At 61.3% G+C, this 18,292-nt stretch carries 11 protein-coding genes and 1 riboswitch; of the genes, 9 read left to right on the top strand and 2 right to left on the bottom strand.

Going from position 1 to position 18,292, the window contains the following annotated elements:
• Positions 1–25: 25 nt before the first annotated feature.
• Complete coding sequence (locus E4T63_RS20840) at positions 26–5,071, bottom strand: dermonecrotic toxin domain-containing protein (RefSeq protein WP_135296370.1); 5,046 nt, start codon at positions 5,069–5,071, stop codon at positions 26–28.
• Positions 5,072–5,381: 310 nt separating this feature from the next.
• Here E4T63_RS20840 and E4T63_RS20835 point away from each other — a divergent pair, with 310 nt between their 5' ends.
• From E4T63_RS20835 to astE, 7 genes are all read left to right on the top strand, one after another.
• Positions 5,382–6,602, top strand: a complete 1,221-nt coding sequence (locus tag E4T63_RS20835; RefSeq protein WP_135296369.1) for an aspartate aminotransferase family protein — start codon at positions 5,382–5,384, stop codon at positions 6,600–6,602.
• A 239-nt stretch (positions 6,603–6,841) separates the two neighbouring features.
• Entirely contained in the window at positions 6,842–7,861 is a 1,020-nt protein-coding gene (gene aruF, locus E4T63_RS20830) for an arginine/ornithine succinyltransferase subunit alpha (RefSeq protein ID WP_025112905.1), read from the top strand.
• A gap of 51 nt (positions 7,862–7,912) precedes the next feature.
• A complete protein-coding gene (gene astA / locus E4T63_RS20825) occupies positions 7,913–8,938 on the top strand; it encodes an arginine N-succinyltransferase (protein ID WP_027612638.1) in 1,026 nt (341 codons plus the stop codon).
• Complete coding sequence (gene astD / locus E4T63_RS20820) at positions 8,935–10,404, top strand: succinylglutamate-semialdehyde dehydrogenase (RefSeq protein WP_167797104.1); 1,470 nt, start codon at positions 8,935–8,937, stop codon at positions 10,402–10,404. Before astA ends, astD begins: the two co-directional genes overlap by 4 nt.
• A 163-nt stretch (positions 10,405–10,567) precedes the next feature.
• Positions 10,568–11,914 carry an N-succinylarginine dihydrolase gene (gene astB, locus E4T63_RS20815; protein ID WP_115984193.1) on the top strand — a complete coding sequence of 449 codons (1,347 nt, stop codon included), beginning with the start codon at positions 10,568–10,570 and terminating at the stop codon, positions 11,912–11,914.
• Between the two features lie 57 nt (positions 11,915–11,971).
• A complete protein-coding gene (locus tag E4T63_RS20810) occupies positions 11,972–12,262 on the top strand; it encodes a topoisomerase II (RefSeq protein ID WP_134787124.1) in 291 nt (96 codons plus the stop codon).
• Positions 12,263–12,274: 12 nt separating this feature from the next.
• Entirely contained in the window at positions 12,275–13,285 is a 1,011-nt protein-coding gene (gene astE, locus E4T63_RS20805; protein ID WP_027612642.1) for a succinylglutamate desuccinylase, read from the top strand.
• A 122-nt stretch (positions 13,286–13,407) separates the two neighbouring features.
• Here the strand turns inward: astE and E4T63_RS20800 are convergent, their stop codons facing one another.
• Positions 13,408–13,917 carry a 6,7-dimethyl-8-ribityllumazine synthase gene (locus E4T63_RS20800; RefSeq protein WP_041066540.1) on the bottom strand — a complete coding sequence of 170 codons (510 nt, stop codon included), beginning with the start codon at positions 13,915–13,917 and terminating at the stop codon, positions 13,408–13,410.
• A gap of 101 nt (positions 13,918–14,018) precedes the next feature.
• Positions 14,019–14,190, bottom strand: a riboswitch (FMN riboswitch).
• A gap of 290 nt (positions 14,191–14,480) precedes the next feature.
• Between E4T63_RS20800 and ltaE the strand changes: the two genes are divergently transcribed.
• Positions 14,481–15,485 (top strand): low-specificity L-threonine aldolase, encoded by a 1,005-nt coding sequence (gene ltaE, locus E4T63_RS20795; protein ID WP_135296367.1) that lies wholly within the window; start codon positions 14,481–14,483, stop codon positions 15,483–15,485.
• Between the two features lie 146 nt (positions 15,486–15,631).
• On the top strand, positions 15,632–18,250 hold the full coding sequence (gene alaS / locus E4T63_RS20790) for an alanine--tRNA ligase (protein ID WP_135296366.1): 2,619 nt from the start codon (positions 15,632–15,634) through the stop codon (positions 18,248–18,250).
• The last annotated feature ends 42 nt before the right edge of the window (positions 18,251–18,292 follow it).

Raw genomic sequence — 18,292 nt, 5'->3', positions numbered from 1 at the left:
GCACCCCGGCAGAACCCGCGGAGCGTCACTCATCGACCCCTGAATCTTCAGACGTGGACACCTCCATTTCCGCCCGTTCGATGACGGCTTCCACGCCAAAATCGATGCGGTGCTTTTTGAAGTAGGCGATCAGCCGTTGCAGGCTCAGCTCAGAGAGCGGATTGCTCCGCAGGCTGAATTTGTCCGCACGCTCTTCTGGCAACTCCAGGATATCGCTGGGAACCTGGGTGATCGCGTTGTCGCTCAGGTCGGCGATTTCCAGGTGTTCGAGTTGCAGCAAGCCCGGCGGCAGGCTGGTGATGCCGCTGTTGTCCAGCATCAGCGTTTGCAGATTAGTCATCTGGCTGACATCCGGGGTCTCGCCCAACGGGTTGTCACTCAAGTCCAGGTGATCGAGGCGCTCCATTTGCGCAAGCTCAAGGGCGTTTTGCGGCGTGAGCGTCAACTCGCAGTGTGAAAGCGACAAATAGGTCAGCTCAGCCATGCGAAACACCGCCGGCGGAATGTGTTCAAGCCGATATTGATAAATCGTCAGCCCTCTGAGGCTGGCAAACGTCTCGACAAACCTGTCGATTCCAAACGTCTGGCCCGGCAGGCTTCTGAGGTACAGATGCGTGACATGGCTGAAATCGGCATTGAGTACAGGCAAGTCGCCGCGGATGATCGTCGCCAGGTTCAAGTCATGTAGTGGCTGGAGGTTCTCATCCGGTTCGTCTTGCTCGGTTTCCCGGCGCCAGCACTGTTCAATGAGCGATTTGAATTCGTGACGTGCGGCGTGCTCGTTCAGCACTTGCTCAATCGTGAAGGGCTCGCCACTGATCGGGTGCAAGGCAGGATGGTCGGTCGCCCAGTTGGCGAGGTTGCTACTCAAGTCGCTGTATTCACGCTCAAGCCGTGCAAGTTCGATTCGACCCTCGACCAGGGTGCCGGGTAGCAGATAGAAAAATTCACTGGCCTGTTCCAGATCCATGTGTGTGTACAGCGCCTGTACGCGCAGCAGATCAGCCTGTTCGGCCATTACGCCGAAGTCCTGGCGGGTGTCGTTGAAATGGCGTTTGATGCGCTCCCGGTCTGCGCTGGCAATCGGATTGCCGCTCAGATCGAAGCCTTCCGGAACGTTGTTGGGCAGCTCGAAAAGGGCGGGAGACAACGACCGGATCTGGTTGTCGTTGAGCAGCGCGGTGCGCAATAGCGGGCGCGTGAGCAGGCCGGGTGGCAGTTCGGAAATGCCGGTCTCCGACACATCGATGTAATTGAGTCGGGGCATTTTTTCGACATTGGGGGTGAGTCCGAGCGGGTTCCTGAACAGGTCCAGGGTTCTCAGCTGAGTCAACGCCGCCAGTGTGGTTTGGCTCTCGGCTGTCAGGGTGATGCTGCAGTCGCTGAGAATCAGCTCGCGCAGTTGCGGTGACCGGCTGATCGATTCCGGCAGGTTGCCCAGCTGGAAATTGCGCAGCGCCAGGCGACGCAAGCCGGAGAAGCAGTTTAGAAAACCGTGTATACCCTGAGTGCTGCCGATCCCCTCGATGGTCAGGTAGTCCACGTGACTGAAGTTCACCTCAAGTTGTGGCAGCTCTCCGATGATTGACTGTGACAGCCGCAGATCGATGGTCTGCTCGGTGTTCTCCGGCAAGGAAACCTGCTGCTTCCAGCAGTCCAGGATGTCGACCCGCATCTGCCGTCGGCGATGACGCTGGATCGCATATTGCTCGGTGGTGAGGCGGGCGCCGGACTGCGGATGAACGAGGGGAATACCCTCAGTCCACGGACTCAGCACCGCGTCGAGGCGGTTGCGTTCAGTGATCAAGCGGCTCAGCTCCGCTCGCGGGCCGTTCGGATGGCGTTGCAGGCGCTCGACGAATGCATCGAGTTCCTCGGGCAGCAAGTGCGGCAGCAGCCAGTGGGCATGGGCGTGCAGCGTCGGCGTATTGGTAGGCATGCGCCGATAGCCACTGGTACCGCCACGCAGGCGCATCACGGTGGGGTCGTAAGCGGGTTTGCGAATCGGATTTTGCGACAGCAGGTTCAGCAACGCTTGACGGTCGAGCGCGTCGTCACGAATCAGCTGCTTGAGCTGCAGGTCTTGCGTGATGTGGATGGTCAGCGCCGAACGTTCTGCGTCGGGCAGGGCATGCAGCAGGCTTGAATACAGTGAACCCGGCGCGCTGAGTGACTCACCGGTAGCGTCGAACGGCTGATAGTCGCCCTGTTCGGTCAGTACCAGCACCTTGCGAATGAGCGCGTCCTGCGCGCCGAGGCTGTCGATCAGTTGCCCGCTATGGCTGTAGTGCCTGAGCTCCATTCGTATCGACGGCGACCAGCCCGGCAAGCGTGGCAGCGAGTGGAGGGCCAGCCGATCCGTATCCAGATTATTGACTGTCGCTTGCAGCTCCAGCCCTTCAAAGGCTCGGGTTGCGCGCACTTGCAGACCCGTTTCCTGGGTCAGAACCACCAGTCTTGCGGAGAGTGTTCCACGCTGTAATTGCAGGTATTCAGCATCACTTGCCGTTTCCAGTATCGATTGCGCCAACGCCTTCGGCAGGCCGGGTTCGGCATCCATCAGTACCTGTACCAGCGGGCTGGCGCCGCGCTGTAACTGACGATATCGATCCTCGAACAGGCTTTGGCGTTTGCGCTGTGCCAGCTCGGCGACGCTGCGCCGCAGGCTAGTTGCGCGGGCCTCGGCCGAGGGTGCGGGCGTATGCAGGGCTTCGCTCAATAGCCGCCTTCGTTGCGATTCTGTCAGGCGTTGCAGGCAGGTCTTGAGCAGGTCGCCATCGTCCAGTCGTGAGCCCTCGATTTGTATGAATGGCACATCGGCGACGGGGCTGCGCCACAGGGTTCTGCCCTGACGGTCGATCAGTTGCAGGCCTCGGTCGGCAGGCCAGTCGCCGTTGTCGAAAAGCAGTTGCAGTTGGGTGGCCGGGTCAGCCTTGAGGTAATCCTCGGCATGCGGGCTGCCGATCTGCTCGATGAACAATTGAATGTCCTGATCGATCTGCCAGCGCTGCAGCGTGTCACTGAGTAAGGGTGGCAATTGATCGCGCTCGACGTGCATCTGGCGCAGGGTGTTTTCCTCGCAGCCACTGATATTCAGCAGGCGCTCCCGCAGAGCGGCGGGAAGGCGCTGCATCTGCGCACTGCTGCGGCTCAGCACGGTGGCGCGATCCCAAGCCAGTGGCTGGTCAATTTCGGTTTGCCAGGCGCCTGCGGTGTTGTGCCTGAGTGCGGGTTTGTAAGCCTCGGCGCGCGTCGGATGATCGATGCGATGGGCGCCCGTTTCGGGGTCAAGGCTGACGGCATACAACTTGTCTTCCAGAGCCAGCAGGCTCTTGCCCTGGTGGGTTTGCAAGCCCAGTGCATCGGTTCGGATGTCTTTGGGCAGCGTGCCGGGCCACTCGTAAGGGCGCAGGTCGGGTTTCCAGTAGCGGGTCTTGCCATTGGCCGTTTTCACCGGAATGAAGCGGTCGATGAACTGGACGACATCGGCAGGCAACAGCGCGCGAAACTCGCTGACGGCGATAGCGCCGCCGGCGGCGAAAGTGCCGACCTGCACCATGGACTCCACGACGCCGATCAAATGCGCGAACGCTTCGCGGGGTTGTCCTTCGGCCCAGTCGACGATGCTTTCGAACGTCTCGTCGAGCAGTTGGTAGGCCGTGTAGGCAAGCATCAGCTCGCCGAGAAATGGCACGAATGGCAAGGCGACAAACGCGACGAGGTTGATCAACGACTGTGCGATGTCCGTGAAGGAATCCCAGAGTGCCCAGCGCGCCTTGCGATCGACCATGGCCGTCGAGACGGCGATGACGCGGGCATCGTTGAGCATCTTGTCGAGCTTGCGCTGGTAGAGGTAAACCCACAGCTCACCCCGGATCGGGGTCGCGACGATCTGCATAAAAGGCCGCACGGCCGGATGCTCGCGCCAGCTGGGGCGTGGATCGCCGGCCGGTACGGGTTGCCAGGTGACGGGGCTGAGCAAGGCCCGCAACTGACCGAAGAAAGCGCCGCGCTCGGCGTGGTCGATAAAACGGCTGAAGAAGACCTGATAGTCCGGATCGCGCAGGCGTTGCGCCAGCTCCTCAGCGAAGGCAGCGGAACTGGCGTATTCCTTGACTGGGTGTTGCGGGTCATCGGGAATGTAAACCACGACTCTCGCTGTTGCGTTTGCAGCTTCAAGATTCGGCGCGAACAGTACGATGCCGGTGAGGCTGACTTTCATCATCGTCAGCGCATGGCAATGCCACGCCTGACGATTGAGGCGCAAATGCTGCAAGCCATCGAGCAGCCCGAGAATCAGGCGATGGATATCGGCCCCCAGCAGCTTTTGCATGTAGGCCATTTGCAGGGCGGCGACCAGTGCGGCTTTGTCACTCGTGCAAACCTGCGGTTGCAGCACGGCTGCGACCAGCGGATTGCTGACGCCCAAATTGTCTTGCAGATAAGTGTTGTAGCGGCGGCCGATATCCAGCTCGCGACACAGGCGGGTGAAGGCTGGGATCGGCATCGCCTTGGGGATGTTCGGCAACACGCTGAACTGGCCGTCAGGTGAGGGCTGACTGACATAACCCGAGGCGGACTCAAAGGCGTCAGCGCTGGTCTCGCTGCTTTCAAAATTGTGCAGCGCGGCGTCCAGCAGCGAGACAGTCCAGGTGCGTGCGGCGCCGGATTTGATGCGCAGCCACGGAACATGGTCGGGCAGGTACAGGCGCAGGAAAGTCTGCCGGACATCCAGATTCAAGCCAAAGCGCTTTGCCAGTTCGGCGCGCAGCAGCGGTTCGGCGAACGCTTTGGCGTCCTGCAACCGGGCAAGGCTTCGTTCGACGCGGTTGTGTGCGGTCCAGTGCGCGGCATTCAGTGCGCGCAGTTTTGCATGCTCGGTGCGTGATGCCTGTTTGAGGTTGGCGGGCAGTAGCGGACTGGCCCGTTTCAATGCCGCGCGTTTGTGTGCCGCAGCCTGAATCAGCCATGTCGGGATGGCCTGGAGCAGCGGTTGATAGTGTGCGTCCTGCCGGGGTAGCAGCAGCGGGTCGGGCAGTGTCGCGAGGGCGGGTGTGGTTTCTTGAATCATGGGGTGAGGCCGTTTGCCTGGAGAAAGGTCCCTAGCAAACACCGGCCATTGATTCGATGTGCGGTACATATATACCGCACACCACAAAACTCTCTTGATTAAGATCCCCGGTACGTCTGCGCAAACGGCGGCGCGCAGTTTAAACTGCGCCTTTGCGACGCTATATGTCGCATTGCCGTAAACCCGGGAAAATCCGGGGTTTGCGCTATAAGAAGTTGTCGCTTGGCGGCAAGGCCGGGCTGAAAACTGTCCTTACAATCCCCCCATCGCTCGCCAGTTTCAGGCGGGTGTTCCTCTTCAGGAGACTCCGATGTCCGTTGAGCACGCTGCGGTACAACGCGCCGATTTCGACCAGGTAATGGTTCCCAACTACGCGCCTGCCGCTTTCATTCCGGTGCGTGGCGCCGGTTCCCGCGTCTGGGACCAGAGCGGTCGCGAGCTGATCGACTTCGCCGGCGGGATTGCCGTAAACGTATTGGGCCACGCGCATCCGGCGCTGGTCGGTGCCTTGACCGAGCAAGCGAACAAGCTGTGGCACGTGTCCAACGTGTTCACCAACGAGCCGGCCCTGCGCCTGGCGCACAAGCTGATCGACGCCACGTTCGCTGAGCGCGTGTTCTTCTGCAACTCGGGCGCCGAAGCCAACGAGGCCGCGTTCAAGCTGGCCCGTCGCGTGGCGTTCGACCGTTTCGGCAGCGAGAAGTACGAGATCATCGCCGCGCTCAACAGCTTCCACGGTCGTACCCTGTTCACCGTTAACGTCGGTGGCCAGTCGAAGTACTCCGACGGTTTCGGTCCGAAAATCACCGGCATCACCCACGTTCCTTACAACGATCTGGCCGCGCTGAAAGCGGCGGTTTCCGACAAGACCTGTGCGGTCGTGCTCGAACCTATCCAGGGCGAGGGCGGTGTACTGCCGGCCGAACTGGCTTACCTGCAAGGTGCCCGCGAACTGTGCGACGCGAACAACGCGCTGCTGGTGTTCGACGAAGTGCAGACCGGCATGGGCCGTACCGGCCACCTGTTCGCCTACCAGCATTACGGCGTGACTCCGGACATCCTGACCAGCGCCAAGAGCCTGGGCGGTGGTTTCCCGATCGCCGCGATGCTGACCACTGAAGCGCTGGCCAAACATCTGGTCGTCGGCACCCACGGCACCACCTACGGCGGCAACCCGCTGGCGTGCGCCGTTGCCGAGGCAGTGATCGACGTGATCAACACCCCTGAGGTGCTGAGCGGCGTCAACGCCAAGCACGACAAATTCAAGACCCGTCTGCAGCAGATCGGCGAGAAGTACGGCCTGTTCACTCAGGTGCGTGGCCTCGGTCTGTTGATCGGTTGTGTGCTGAGCGACGCCTGGAAAGGCAAGGCCAAGGACATCTTCAACGCCGCTGAAAAAGAAGGCCTGATGATTCTGCAGGCCGGCCCGGACGTGATCCGTTTCGCCCCGAGCCTGGTGGTGGAAGACGCCGATATCGATGCCGGTCTGGACCGCTTCGAACACGCGGCAGCAGCACTGACGCAAGCCTGATAGACCCTTCGGCGCCCGAGGATTCGGGCGTCGAACCCAATTTTGATACCGGGCAATATCAAATGTGGGAGCGGGCTTGTGGTGAGGGGATTTATCCCCGATGGGCTGCGCAGCAGCCCCAAGCTTTTTGAGGGCCGCTACGCGCCCCATCGGGGATAAATCCCCTCACCACAAAAGCTCGCTCCCACAGTATCCGGTGTTTTTTTCAGTAAATTTTTATAAGAGAAAGGAGTGACACCATGCTGGTGATGCGCCCTGCGCAAATGGCTGATCTGGGCGAGGTACAGCGTCTGGCTGCGGACAGTCCGATTGGTGTCACTTCCTTGCCGGATGACGTGGAACGTCTGAGCGACAAGATCGCCGCGAGCGAAGCCTCGTTCGCTGCCGAAGTGAGTTTCAACGGCGAGGAGAGCTACTTTTTCGTCCTCGAAGACACCGCCACCGGCAAACTGGTCGGCTGCTCGGCGATCGTTGCCTCGGCCGGTTACTCCGAGCCGTTCTACAGCTTCCGCAACGAGACCTTCGTCCACGCCTCCCGCGAGCTGAAGATCCACAACAAGATCCACGTGCTCTCGCAATGCCACGACCTGACAGGCAACAGCTTGCTGACCAGTTTCTACGTGCAGCGTGAGCTGGTGGGGTCGCCGTGGGCCGAGCTCAACTCCCGTGGCCGCCTGCTGTTCGTCGCCAGCCACCCGGAGCGTTTTGCTGATTCGGTGGTGACCGAGATCGTCGGTTACAGCGACGAAAACGGTGACTCGCCATTCTGGGACGCGATCGGGCGCAACTTCTTCGACCTCAACTACGCCGAGGCCGAACGCCTGTGTGGCCTGAAGAGCCGCACGTTCCTCGCCGAACTGATGCCGCATTACCCGATCTACGTGCCGCTGCTGCCGGATTCCGCTCAAGAAGCGATGGGCCAGGTGCACCCGCGTGCGCAGATCACTTTCGACATCCTGATGCGCGAAGGCTTCGAAACCGATCACTACATCGACATTTTCGACGGTGGCCCGACCCTGCATGCGCGTGTTTCGGGGATCCGTTCGATCGCCCAGAGCCGTGTAGTGCCGGTGAAGATCGGCGAGCCGGTCAAAGGCGCCGGGCGCCAGTATCTGGTGGCCAACGCGCAGTTGCAGGATTACCGCGCGGTGCTGCTGGAACTCGATTACGCGCCGGGCAAACCGGTGACCCTGGATCTGGAAGCAGCCGAAGCCCTGGGCGTCGGTGAAGGTGCCAGCGTGCGCCTGGTGGCGGTTTAACGCCTTAGCGAGTTTCACGGGTGGCGAAGGCGGCCCGTTTGAGGAGATAGCATGATTGTTCGTCCCGTACGCAGCAGCGATTTATCCGCGCTGATCGACCTGGCCCGCAGCACCGGCACCGGCCTGACCACGTTGCCGGCCAACGAAGAACGCCTGACTCACCGGGTCGGCTGGGCCGAGAAGACCTTTCGCGGCGAAGCCGGCCGTGGCGATGCGGACTACCTGTTCGTGCTCGAAGACGACAACGGTCGCGTGGTGGGGATTTCCGCCATCGCCGGCGCGGTCGGTCTGCGTGAGCCGTGGTACAACTTCCGCGTCGGCCTGACCGTCAGCGCCTCGCAAGAGCTGAACATCTATCGCGAGATTCCGACGCTGTTCCTCGCCAACGACCTGACCGGCAACTCCGAGCTGTGCTCGCTGTTCCTGCATGCCGATTACCGCACCGGTCTGAACGGCCGCATGCTGTCCAAGGCGCGCATGCTGTTCATCGCCGAGTTCCCTGAGCTGTTCGGCAACAAGATCATCGCCGAGATGCGCGGCGTCTCCGATGAAGCCGGACGCTCGCCGTTCTGGGAGAGCCTCGGTCGGCACTTCTTCAAGATGGAATTCAGTCAGGCCGATTACCTGACCGGCGTTGGCAACAAGGCGTTCATCGCCGAACTGATGCCGAAATTCCCGCTGTACACCTGCTTCCTGTCGCCGGATGCGCGCAACGTCATCGGTCAGGTACACCCCGACACCGAGCCAGCGCTGGCGATGCTCAAGAGCGAAGGTTTCAGCTATCAGGGTTACGTCGATATCTTCGACGCCGGCCCGGCCATCGAGTGCGAAACCAGCAAGATCCGCGCAGTCCGCGACAGCGAAGCGCTGGTGTTGGCGATCGGTACGCCGGGCGATGACGCCACGCCGTTCATCATCCATAACCGCAAGCGCGAAGACTGCCGCATCACCGCTGCCCCGGCCCGTCTGGCCGCTGGCACGCTGGTGGTCGATCCGCTGACCGCCAAACGTCTTCAACTCAACGCCGGCGATCAAGTGCGCGCCGTGGCGTTGTCTGCTGCTCGGGAGTCGAAATAATGAATTCGCTATACATCGCAGGTGAATGGCTCGCCGGTCAGGGCGAAGCCTTTCAGTCGCTGAACCCGGTGACCCAGCAGGTGCTTTGGTCGGGGGAGGGCGCTACCGCCGCTCAGGTCGAGTCCGCCGTGCAGGCAGCGCGTCAGGCCTTTCCGGGTTGGGCGCGGCGTTCGCTGGACGAGCGCATCAGCGTGCTCGAAGCCTTCGCCGCCGCCCTGAAAAACCACAGCGACGAACTGGCCCGCACCATCGGCGAGGAAACCGGCAAGCCTCTGTGGGAAGCCGCGACTGAAGTCACCAGCATGGTCAACAAGATCGCGATCTCGGTGCAGAGCTACCGCGAACGTACCGGCGAGAAGAGCGGCCCGCTGGGCGACGCCACTGCCGTGCTACGCCACAAGCCACACGGTGTGGTGGCGGTGTTCGGCCCTTACAACTTCCCGGGTCATTTGCCGAACGGGCACATCGTGCCGGCGCTGCTGGCCGGTAACAGCGTGCTGTTCAAGCCAAGTGAGCTGACGCCGAAAGTCGCCGAGCTGACGGTCAAGTGCTGGATCGAAGCCGGTCTTCCGGCCGGCGTGTTGAACCTGCTGCAAGGTGCTCGCGAAACCGGTATCGCGCTGGCGGCGAACCCGGGCATCGACGGACTGTTCTTCACCGGTTCGAGCCGCACCGGCAATCACCTGCACCAGCAGTTCGCCGGGCGTCCGGACAAGATTCTTGCTTTGGAAATGGGTGGCAACAACCCGCTGGTGGTCGATCAGGTGGCTGATCTGGACGCGGCGGTGTACACGATCATTCAGTCGGCGTTCATCTCCGCCGGTCAGCGTTGCACCTGCGCCCGTCGTCTGCTGGTGCCGCAAGGCGCGTGGGGCGACAGCCTGCTCAAGCGTCTGGTGGAAGTCAGCGCGACCATCGAGGTCGGTGCGTTCGATCAGCAACCCGCGCCGTTCATGGGCTCGGTGATTTCCCTTGGCGCGGCGAAAGCGCTGATGGATGCCCAGCAACACCTGCTGGCCAATGGCGCGGTGTCGCTGCTGGCGATGACTCAGCCGCAAGCGCAATCGGCGTTGCTGACTCCGGGCATTCTGGATGTGACCGCCGTGGCCAAGCGCCCGGACGAAGAACTGTTCGGCCCGTTGCTGCAGGTGATTCGCTACGCCGATTTCGCTGCGGCGATCGCTGAGGCCAACGACACCGCTTATGGCTTGGCGGCTGGTTTGCTGTCGGATTCCGAAGATCGTTATCAGCAGTTCTGGCTGGAAAGCCGCGCCGGTATCGTCAACTGGAACAAACAGCTGACCGGTGCGGCGAGCAGCGCGCCGTTCGGCGGTGTCGGGGCTTCGGGCAACCATCGCGCCAGCGCCTACTACGCGGCGGATTACTGCGCGTACCCGGTGGCGTCGCTGGAAACACCGAGCCTGGTGTTGCCTGCGGCCCTGACGCCTGGCGTGAAGATGGCGTAACGGCCATCGCGAGCAGGCTCACTCCTACAGGATTTGTGTCGAACATAGCATGTGTGAACACCGCCAAACCTGTAGGAGTGAGCCTGCTCGCGATAGCCGCGACGCGGTCTGACTGAATTGTTACTTGAAGCCTATAACAACAGATTCTCGTGGAGCCTCGCTGATGAAATCCTATGAAGTCAATTTTGACGGTCTAGTGGGGCCGACCCATAACTACGGTGGTCTGTCCTACGGCAACGTCGCGTCCCAGAGCAACAGCCAGCAGTCTTCGAACCCGAAGGAAGCGGCGCTGCAAGGTCTGGCGAAAATGAAAGCGCTGATGGAAATGGGCTTTCAGCAAGGCGTGCTGGCGCCGCAGGAGCGTCCGGACGTGGCCGCTCTGCGCCGTTTGGGCTTCAGCGGCACCGACGCGCAAGTGATCGAGCGCGCCGCGAAGGAAGCCATGCCGTTGCTGGTTGCCAGTTGCTCGGCATCGAGCATGTGGGTGGCCAATGCCGCCACTGTCAGCCCGAGTGCCGACACCGCTGACGGTCGCGTGCATTTCACCGCCGCCAACCTCAACTGCAAATACCACCGCAGCATCGAACACCCGACCACCAGCCGCGTGCTCGGTGCGATGTTCGCCGATCAGCAGCACTTCGCCCATCACGCCGCGTTGCCGGCGGTGGCGCAGTTCGGTGACGAAGGCGCGGCCAACCACACGCGTTTCTGCCGTGAGTACGGCGAGGCCGGTGTCGAGTTCTTCGTGTTCGGTCGCAGTGCGTTCGACACCCGTTACCCGGCGCCTCAGAAGTACCCGGCGCGCCAGACTCTGGAAGCCTCGCAAGCGGTAGCGCGTCTGCACGGTCTGCGTGACGAAGGCGTGGTTTACGCGCAGCAGAACCCGGCGGTGATCGACCAGGGCGTATTCCACAACGACGTGATCGCGGTGGGTAACGGCGAGGTGCTGTTCTATCACGAGGACGCGTTCCTCGACACCGAACAGATGCTGGCCGAGTTGCAGGGCAAACTGGCCAAGGTCGGCGGCAAGTTCCAGTCGGTCTGCGTGCCGCGTTCGGCGGTCACCGTGGACGATGCGGTGCGCTCCTACCTGTTCAACAGCCAGTTGCTGTCGCGTCCTGACGGCTCGATGCTGCTGATCGTGCCGGAAGAATGCCGTGGCAACGAGCGCGTGTGGAACTACCTGCAAGGTCTGACCAGCTCCGGCGGGCTGATCCGCGAAGTCAAAGTCTTCGACCTCAAGCAGAGCATGCAGAACGGCGGTGGCCCGGCGTGCCTGCGACTGCGCGTCGCGCTCAACGAAACCGAGCTGGCGGCCGTCAACCCAGGGGTTATCATGACGGCCCCGTTGTACGGTTCGTTGACCGCATGGGTTGAAAAGCACTACCGCGACCGCCTGAGCGAAACCGATCTGGCGGACCCGCAGTTGCTGCTTGAATGCCGGACGGCACTGGATGAACTGACGCAAATCCTTAAACTGGGCGCGGTTTATCCATTCCAGATCAATTGATGGCCGGCGCGTTGCCTGAACACGGCGCGCGGCTTGTCTCCCCAAGAGAGTAAAAACATGAGCGATTCCCTGCAGCTGATCCTTGAAGACACCGACGGCACGCAACTGCAAACCTCGTGCACCCGCGTCGCGGTCATGTGGCAAGGCAAAGAGCTGTGGATCCAGCAGGACGGCCGTGGCCAACTGCTGATCGGCGTGGACGTCGAGGAAGGTGACGAAGAGTACGCCAACCTGCTGCTGCGCCCATTGGCAACTAATCTGGTAAGTCTGCAACTGGAAATGGAACCGGCTGAAGTCGGCGACGACGAAGACCACGTGCACGGCCCGGATTGCAACCACGATCACTAAGGAAACCGCTCTATGCTCGCCCTCGGCAAACTGCTTGAACTGACCCTCGCCGGCCGCGAACCGGCGGAGAAGACTCAACTGACTGTCGAAGGCGTGCGCATGCGCTGGTTGAGCGAGGGTGCGCTGGAAGTCCGGCCACCCGAAGCGCGTGACAATGGCCTGGACCTGCTGCTGTCGGCAGGTATCCACGGCAATGAAACAGCGCCGATCGAGTTGCTCGATCGGCTGCTGCATGACATCGCTCGCGGCGATCTGAAGCCGCGTGCACGCATTCTGTTCCTGTTCGGCAACCCCGAAGCGATCCGCAAGGGCGAGCGCTTCGTCGAGCAGGACGTCAATCGGCTGTTCAACGGCCGGCATGAACAAACCAGCGGTTCCGAAGCCATCCGCGCCTGCGAGCTGGAACGGCTGGCGGCGAGCTTCTTCAGCCTGCCGGATCGGCAGCGCCTGCACTACGACCTGCACACCGCGATTCGTGGTTCGAAGATCGAGCAGTTCGCGCTGTACCCGTGGAAAGAAGGTCGCCAGCATTCGCGCCGCGAACTGGCGCGTCTGCGCGCCGCCGGGATGGAAGCGGTACTGCTGCAGAACAAGCCGTCGATCGTGTTCAGTTCCTACACCTACGACAAGCTCGGTGCCGAGGCTTTCACCCTGGAACTGGGCAAGGCGCGGCCGTTCGGGCAGAACGAAGGGGTGGATGTTTCACGTCTGGAAACGCGTCTGAAGCAGATCATCGAAGGCAATGAGCCGGACCTGGCCGCAGAGGGATTGGATGGTTTGCAGCTGTTCAGCGTCGCCCGGGAAATCATCAAGCACAGCGATGCATTCCGCCTGAACCTGCCAGCGGACATCGAGAACTTTTCTGAATTGGATGTGGGTTATGTGCTGGCCGAAGATCTGGCCAATACCCGCTGGGTCATCGAGGAAGAGGGCGCGCGGATCATCTTCCCTAATCCCAAGGTCAAGAACGGCTTGCGTGCGGGCATCCTGATCGTGCCGGCCACCGACGAACATCTCGCCTGAGTTCAACACCTATCCAATGTAGGAGTGAGCCTGCTCGCGATCGCAATGTGTCAGTCGCCATCGTGGTCGACTGATACTCCGCTATCGCGAGCAGGCTCACTCCTACAGGTTTGGTTTCGTGATCAGACGGCGACCGCACGCGGCTCACTGCGACGCAGCGCACGAACCTTCTGCAGCGTATCCGCGCAAGTCCGCGCCGCTTCCTGACCCTTGTGTACAAAGTGCTCGAAGAAGAATTTCTGATGTTCTTCACCGGCATGGAAGTGGTGCGGGGTCAGGGACACCGAGAACACCGGTACTTCGGTTTCCAGTTGCACCTGCATCAGGCCGCTGACCACTGACTGGGCAACGAACTCGTGACGGTAGATGCCGCCGTCCACGACCAGAGCCGCCGCGACGATGCCGGCATAACGACCGGTCTTGGCCAGCAACTTGGCGTGCAGGGGCATTTCAAAGGCGCCGCCGACTTCGAAGAAATCGATGTCCGATTCCTGATAACCCTGAACCAGCATTTCGGCGACGAAGCCTTTACGGCTCTGGTCGACGATTTCCTTGTGCCAGCAGGCCTGGATGAACGCAACGCGCTCGCCGTGAGGGTGTTTGCTTTTGCTGTCGATAGCGGTGGGTTGCATGTTCTGACTCCTGTTTGTGTGAAAAACAGGGCGTTATGAATCGAAAGGGATTCAAGGGTACGCACGAGCACACAAGCGCGCGGGCGGCCCTTTGGTGTCAATCCCGTTCTCTCTTCATCCGGACTATGACCGTCGGCCCCGGAATCACACCGGGTCTGCTGACCTTGCCGCCGATCACAGCAAAAGCCGTGTTCGTCGCCAAGCGCTCGCGGGCTATGCGCATTGCGCGCAATTACCGCCGGTGGGGAATTGCACCCCGCCCTGAGAACGTTTTTGCCGCCCTTTCTCGGGCGGCGCAGCGTTTTTATCACATTATTTCAGGCCTTGCACAGAACCTGTGGGAGCGGGCTTGCTCCGGGCGGCGTTCCGACGAAGGCGGTGTGTCAGTCAGCAAATTGATTGGTTGACACACCGCTTTCGCGAGCAAGCCCGCTCCCACATTGGGTTGCGTCCTTTCAATAAGTAATGTGCTTTTTCTCACTCAAGGGTTGATTAATCGGCGCCATGACCGCAGTAATTCACCTTCGAAAAGGGATTTCCCCTGCTGACCAGAGGCCAGGTTCATGAGCGTTATCGATCTTCGCAGCGACACCGTCACCCAACCGACTCCTGCCATGCTCGACGCGATGACGGCGGCGGCTACCGGTGACGATGTGTACGGCGAAGATCCGACGGTCAATCGTCTGGAGGCGGAACTGGCAAGTCGCCTGGGGTTCGCCGCCGCGCTGTTCGTGCCGACCGGCACCATGAGCAATCTGCTGGGCCTGATGGCGCATTGCGAACGTGGCGACGAATACGTCGTCGGCCAGCAGGCGCACACCTATAAGTACGAGGGCGGTGGCGCGGCGGTGCTCGGTTCGATCCAGCCACAGCCGCTGGAAGTGCAGGCCGACGGTTCGCTGGATCTGGCTCACGTAGCGGCAGCGATCAAGCCGGATGACTTCCACTTCGCCCGTACCCGGCTGCTGGCGCTGGAAAACACCATGCAGGGCAAAGTGTTACCGCTGGAGTATCTGGCCCGCGCGCGCCAATTCACCCAGGAGCACGGTCTGGCCCTGCATCTGGACGGCGCGCGGCTGTACAACGCGGCAGTCAAGCTTGGGGTGGATGCCCGCGAGATCACGCAACATTTCGATTCGGTGTCGGTGTGCCTGTCCAAAGGCCTCGGCGCGCCGGTCGGTTCGGTGCTGTGTGGCACTGAGCAGCTGATCGGCAAGGCCCGCCGCCTGCGCAAAATGGTCGGCGGTGGCATGCGTCAGGCCGGGTTGCTGGCGGCAGCGGGGCTGTATGCGCTGGATCACAATATCGAGCGCCTGGTGGATGACCATGCCAACGCGCAGTTCTTGGCCGAAGGCTTGCGCGAGGCCGGGTTCAGCGTAGAGCCGGTGCAGACCAACATGGTCTACGTGCAAATGGGCGATCAGGCCGAAGCGCTCAAGGCGTTTGCCGCCGAACGCGGGATCAAGTTGAGCGCCGCCGCGCGCTTGCGCATGGTCACGCACATGGACGTCAGTCGCTCGCAAATCGAGCAAGTGATCGCGACATTCGTCGAGTTTTCGCGCAAGTGACAGCGTTAGCCGTCCAATTGACCGTTACTATCGTATAAACACGCTGTACCCCGCGCGAAGGGCCGATATAATGCGGCCCTTTGCCGTCGTTTCGTCTGTTGACGTTTCGTACAGGCCTTTGGCCGCAGCCTCCGTGGAAGAACCTAATGAAAAGCGCAGAAATCCGTGAAGCCTTCCTTCGCTTCTTCGAAGAGCAAGGCCACACCCGTGTAGCCTCCAGCTCTTTGATTCCGGGCAACGACCCAACCCTGCTGTTCACCAACGCGGGGATGAACCAGTTCAAGGACTGCTTCCTGGGCCAGGAAAAGCGCGCGTACACCCGCGCAACCAGCAGCCAGAAGTGCGTGCGTGCCGGTGGCAAGAACAGCGACCTGGAAAACGTCGGTTATACCGCTCGTCACCACACCTTCTTCGAAATGCTCGGTAACTTCAGCTTCGGTGACTATTTCAAGCACGACGCGATTACCTTCGCCTGGACCTTCCTGACCGGCGTTCTAAAACTGCCGAAGGAAAAGCTCTGGGTCACCGTCTACGCCTCCGACGACGAAGCGTATGACATCTGGACCAAAGAGATCGGTGTGCCGGTCGAGCGCATGATCCGCATCGGCGACAACAAAGGTGCGCCGTACGCGTCCGACAACTTCTGGACCATGGGCGATACCGGCCCGTGCGGCCCGTGCACCGAGATTTTCTACGATCACGGCGACCACATCTGGGGCGGCCCACCGGGTTCGCCGGAAGAAGACGGCGACCGTTACATCGAGATCTGGAACAACGTGTTCATGCAGTTCAACCGCACCGCCGATGGCGTGTTGCATCCGTTGCCAGCACCGTCGGTCGATACCGGCATGGGCCTGGAGCGGATCAGTGCGGTGATGCAGCACGTCAATTCCAACTACGACATCGACCTGTTCAAGAACCTGCTCAAAGCCTCGGCCGAAGCGATCGGCTGCGAAAATGGCGATCAGTCGTCGCTGAAAGTGGTGTCCGACCACATTCGTTCGTGCGGTTTCCTGATCGCCGACGGCGTGCTGCCGTCCAACGAAGGCCGCGGCTACGTGCTGCGCCGGATCATTCGTCGCGCCTGCCGTCACGGCAACAAGCTGGGCGCTACCGGCAGCTTCTTCTACAAGATCGTCGCTGCGCTGGTCGCCGAGATGGGCGAAGCCTTCCCGGAACTGAAGAAGCAGCAGAGCAACATCGAGCGCGTACTGAAGGCCGAAGAAGAGCAGTTCTCCAAGACCCTGGAGCACGGCTTGAAGATTCTCGAACAGGATCTGCTGGAACTCAAAGGCACCGTGGTGCCGGGCGACGTGGTGTTCAAACTCTACGACACCTACGGTTTCCCGATGGACCTGACGGCCGACATCGCTCGCGAGCGCGGCCTGACCGTCGACGAAGTCGGCTTCGAGCGTGAAATGGAAGCCCAGCGTGTTCGTGCGCGTTCCGCCAGCTCGTTCGGTCTGGACTACAACACCCTGGTCAAGGTTGATGTGGCCACCGAGTTCACCGGTTACAAAGACACCAGCGGTTCGGCAAAAATCGTCGCTATCTATAAAGATGGCCAGTCGGTCGACGTCTTGAGTGAAGGCGAAGAGGCGGTGATCGTGCTGAACCAGACGCCGTTCTACGCTGAGTCCGGCGGCCAGATTGGCGACTGCGGTTTCCTCCAGGCGGGCAACGCGCGTTTCGACGTCCGTGATACCACCAAGACCGGCGGCGCATTCTTGCACCACGGTGTTCTGGATTCCGGCAGTCTGACCATCGGCGCGCCAGTGGAAACCCATGTCGATGCCGAGGTGCGTCACGCGACTTCGCTGAACCACTCGGCCACCCACTTGCTGCACGCTGCGCTGCGTCAGGTACTGGGCGAGCACGTTCAGCAGAAGGGTTCGTTGGTGGATAGCCAGCGTCTGCGCTTCGACTTCAGCCACTTTGAAGCGATCAAGCCGGAGCAGATCAAAGCGCTGGAAGACATCGTCAACGCCGAGATCCGCAAGAACTCCGCAGTTGAAACTGAAGAAACCGACATCGAAACCGCCAAGCAGAAAGGCGCGATGGCGCTGTTCGGCGAGAAGTACGGCGACAACGTGCGCGTGCTGAGCATGGGCGGCGATTTCTCCGTCGAGCTGTGTGGCGGTATCCACGCCAACCGTACCGGCGACATCGGCCTGCTGAAGATCATCAGCGAGGGCGGTGTGGCATCGGGTGTGCGTCGTATCGAGGCAGTCACCGGTGCTGCGGCACTGGCCTACTTGAACGCTGCAGAAGAACAACTCAAGGAAGCGGCCAACCTGGTCAAGGGCAGCCGCGACAATCTGATCGACAAGCTGTCGGCCGTGCTGGAGCGCAACCGCGCGCTGGAAAAGCAACTCGAGCAGTTGCAGGCCAAGGCTGCCAGCGCCGCGGGCGACGATCTGTCGAACTCGGCAGTCGACGTCAAGGGCGTGAAGGTTCTGGCCGCACGTCTGGATGGTCAGGATGGCAAGGCGCTGCTGGCGCTGGTCGATCAGCTGAAAAACAAACTCGGCCGCGCAGTGATCCTGCTCGGCAGTGTCCATGAGGAAAAGGTCGTACTGGTTGCAGGTGTAACCAAGGACCTGACTGGCCAACTCAAAGCCGGTGATTTGATGAAACAGGCTGCTGTGGCAGTGGGCGGGAAGGGCGGTGGTCGTCCGGACATGGCGCAGGGCGGCGGTGTTGACGCCGGCGCACTGGATGGCGCGCTGGCGCTGACCGTTCCATTCGTCGAGCAGGGTTTATAAGACGGCCCGTCGGGCCCGCAGTCTAGTGGCGGGTCCGGCGGC

Origin of the sequence: Pseudomonas fluorescens (assembly GCF_004683905.1) — a bacterium.
GTDB lineage: Bacteria > Pseudomonadota > Gammaproteobacteria > Pseudomonadales > Pseudomonadaceae > Aquipseudomonas > Aquipseudomonas putida_A.
This window is presented reverse-complemented; position numbering and strand designations above follow the sequence as displayed.

What these genes read in the sequence shown, in the direction of transcription:
- alaS (WP_135296366.1), top strand. Translation starts at nt 15,632, where the DNA reads ATGAAAAGCGCAGAAATCCGTGAAGCCTTCCTTCGCTTCTTCGAAGAG.
- E4T63_RS20840 (WP_135296370.1), bottom strand. Translation starts at nt 5,071, where the DNA reads ATGATTCAAGAAACCACACCCGCCCTCGCGACACTGCCCGACCCGCTG.
- astE (WP_027612642.1), top strand. Translation starts at nt 12,275, where the DNA reads ATGCTCGCCCTCGGCAAACTGCTTGAACTGACCCTCGCCGGCCGCGAA.
- E4T63_RS20800 (WP_041066540.1), bottom strand. Translation starts at nt 13,917, where the DNA reads ATGCAACCCACCGCTATCGACAGCAAAAGCAAACACCCTCACGGCGAG.
- E4T63_RS20810 (WP_134787124.1), top strand. Translation starts at nt 11,972, where the DNA reads ATGAGCGATTCCCTGCAGCTGATCCTTGAAGACACCGACGGCACGCAA.
- aruF (WP_025112905.1), top strand. Translation starts at nt 6,842, where the DNA reads ATGCTGGTGATGCGCCCTGCGCAAATGGCTGATCTGGGCGAGGTACAG.
- ltaE (WP_135296367.1), top strand. Translation starts at nt 14,481, where the DNA reads ATGAGCGTTATCGATCTTCGCAGCGACACCGTCACCCAACCGACTCCT.
- astB (WP_115984193.1), top strand. Translation starts at nt 10,568, where the DNA reads ATGAAATCCTATGAAGTCAATTTTGACGGTCTAGTGGGGCCGACCCAT.
- astA (WP_027612638.1), top strand. Translation starts at nt 7,913, where the DNA reads ATGATTGTTCGTCCCGTACGCAGCAGCGATTTATCCGCGCTGATCGAC.
- E4T63_RS20835 (WP_135296369.1), top strand. Translation starts at nt 5,382, where the DNA reads ATGTCCGTTGAGCACGCTGCGGTACAACGCGCCGATTTCGACCAGGTA.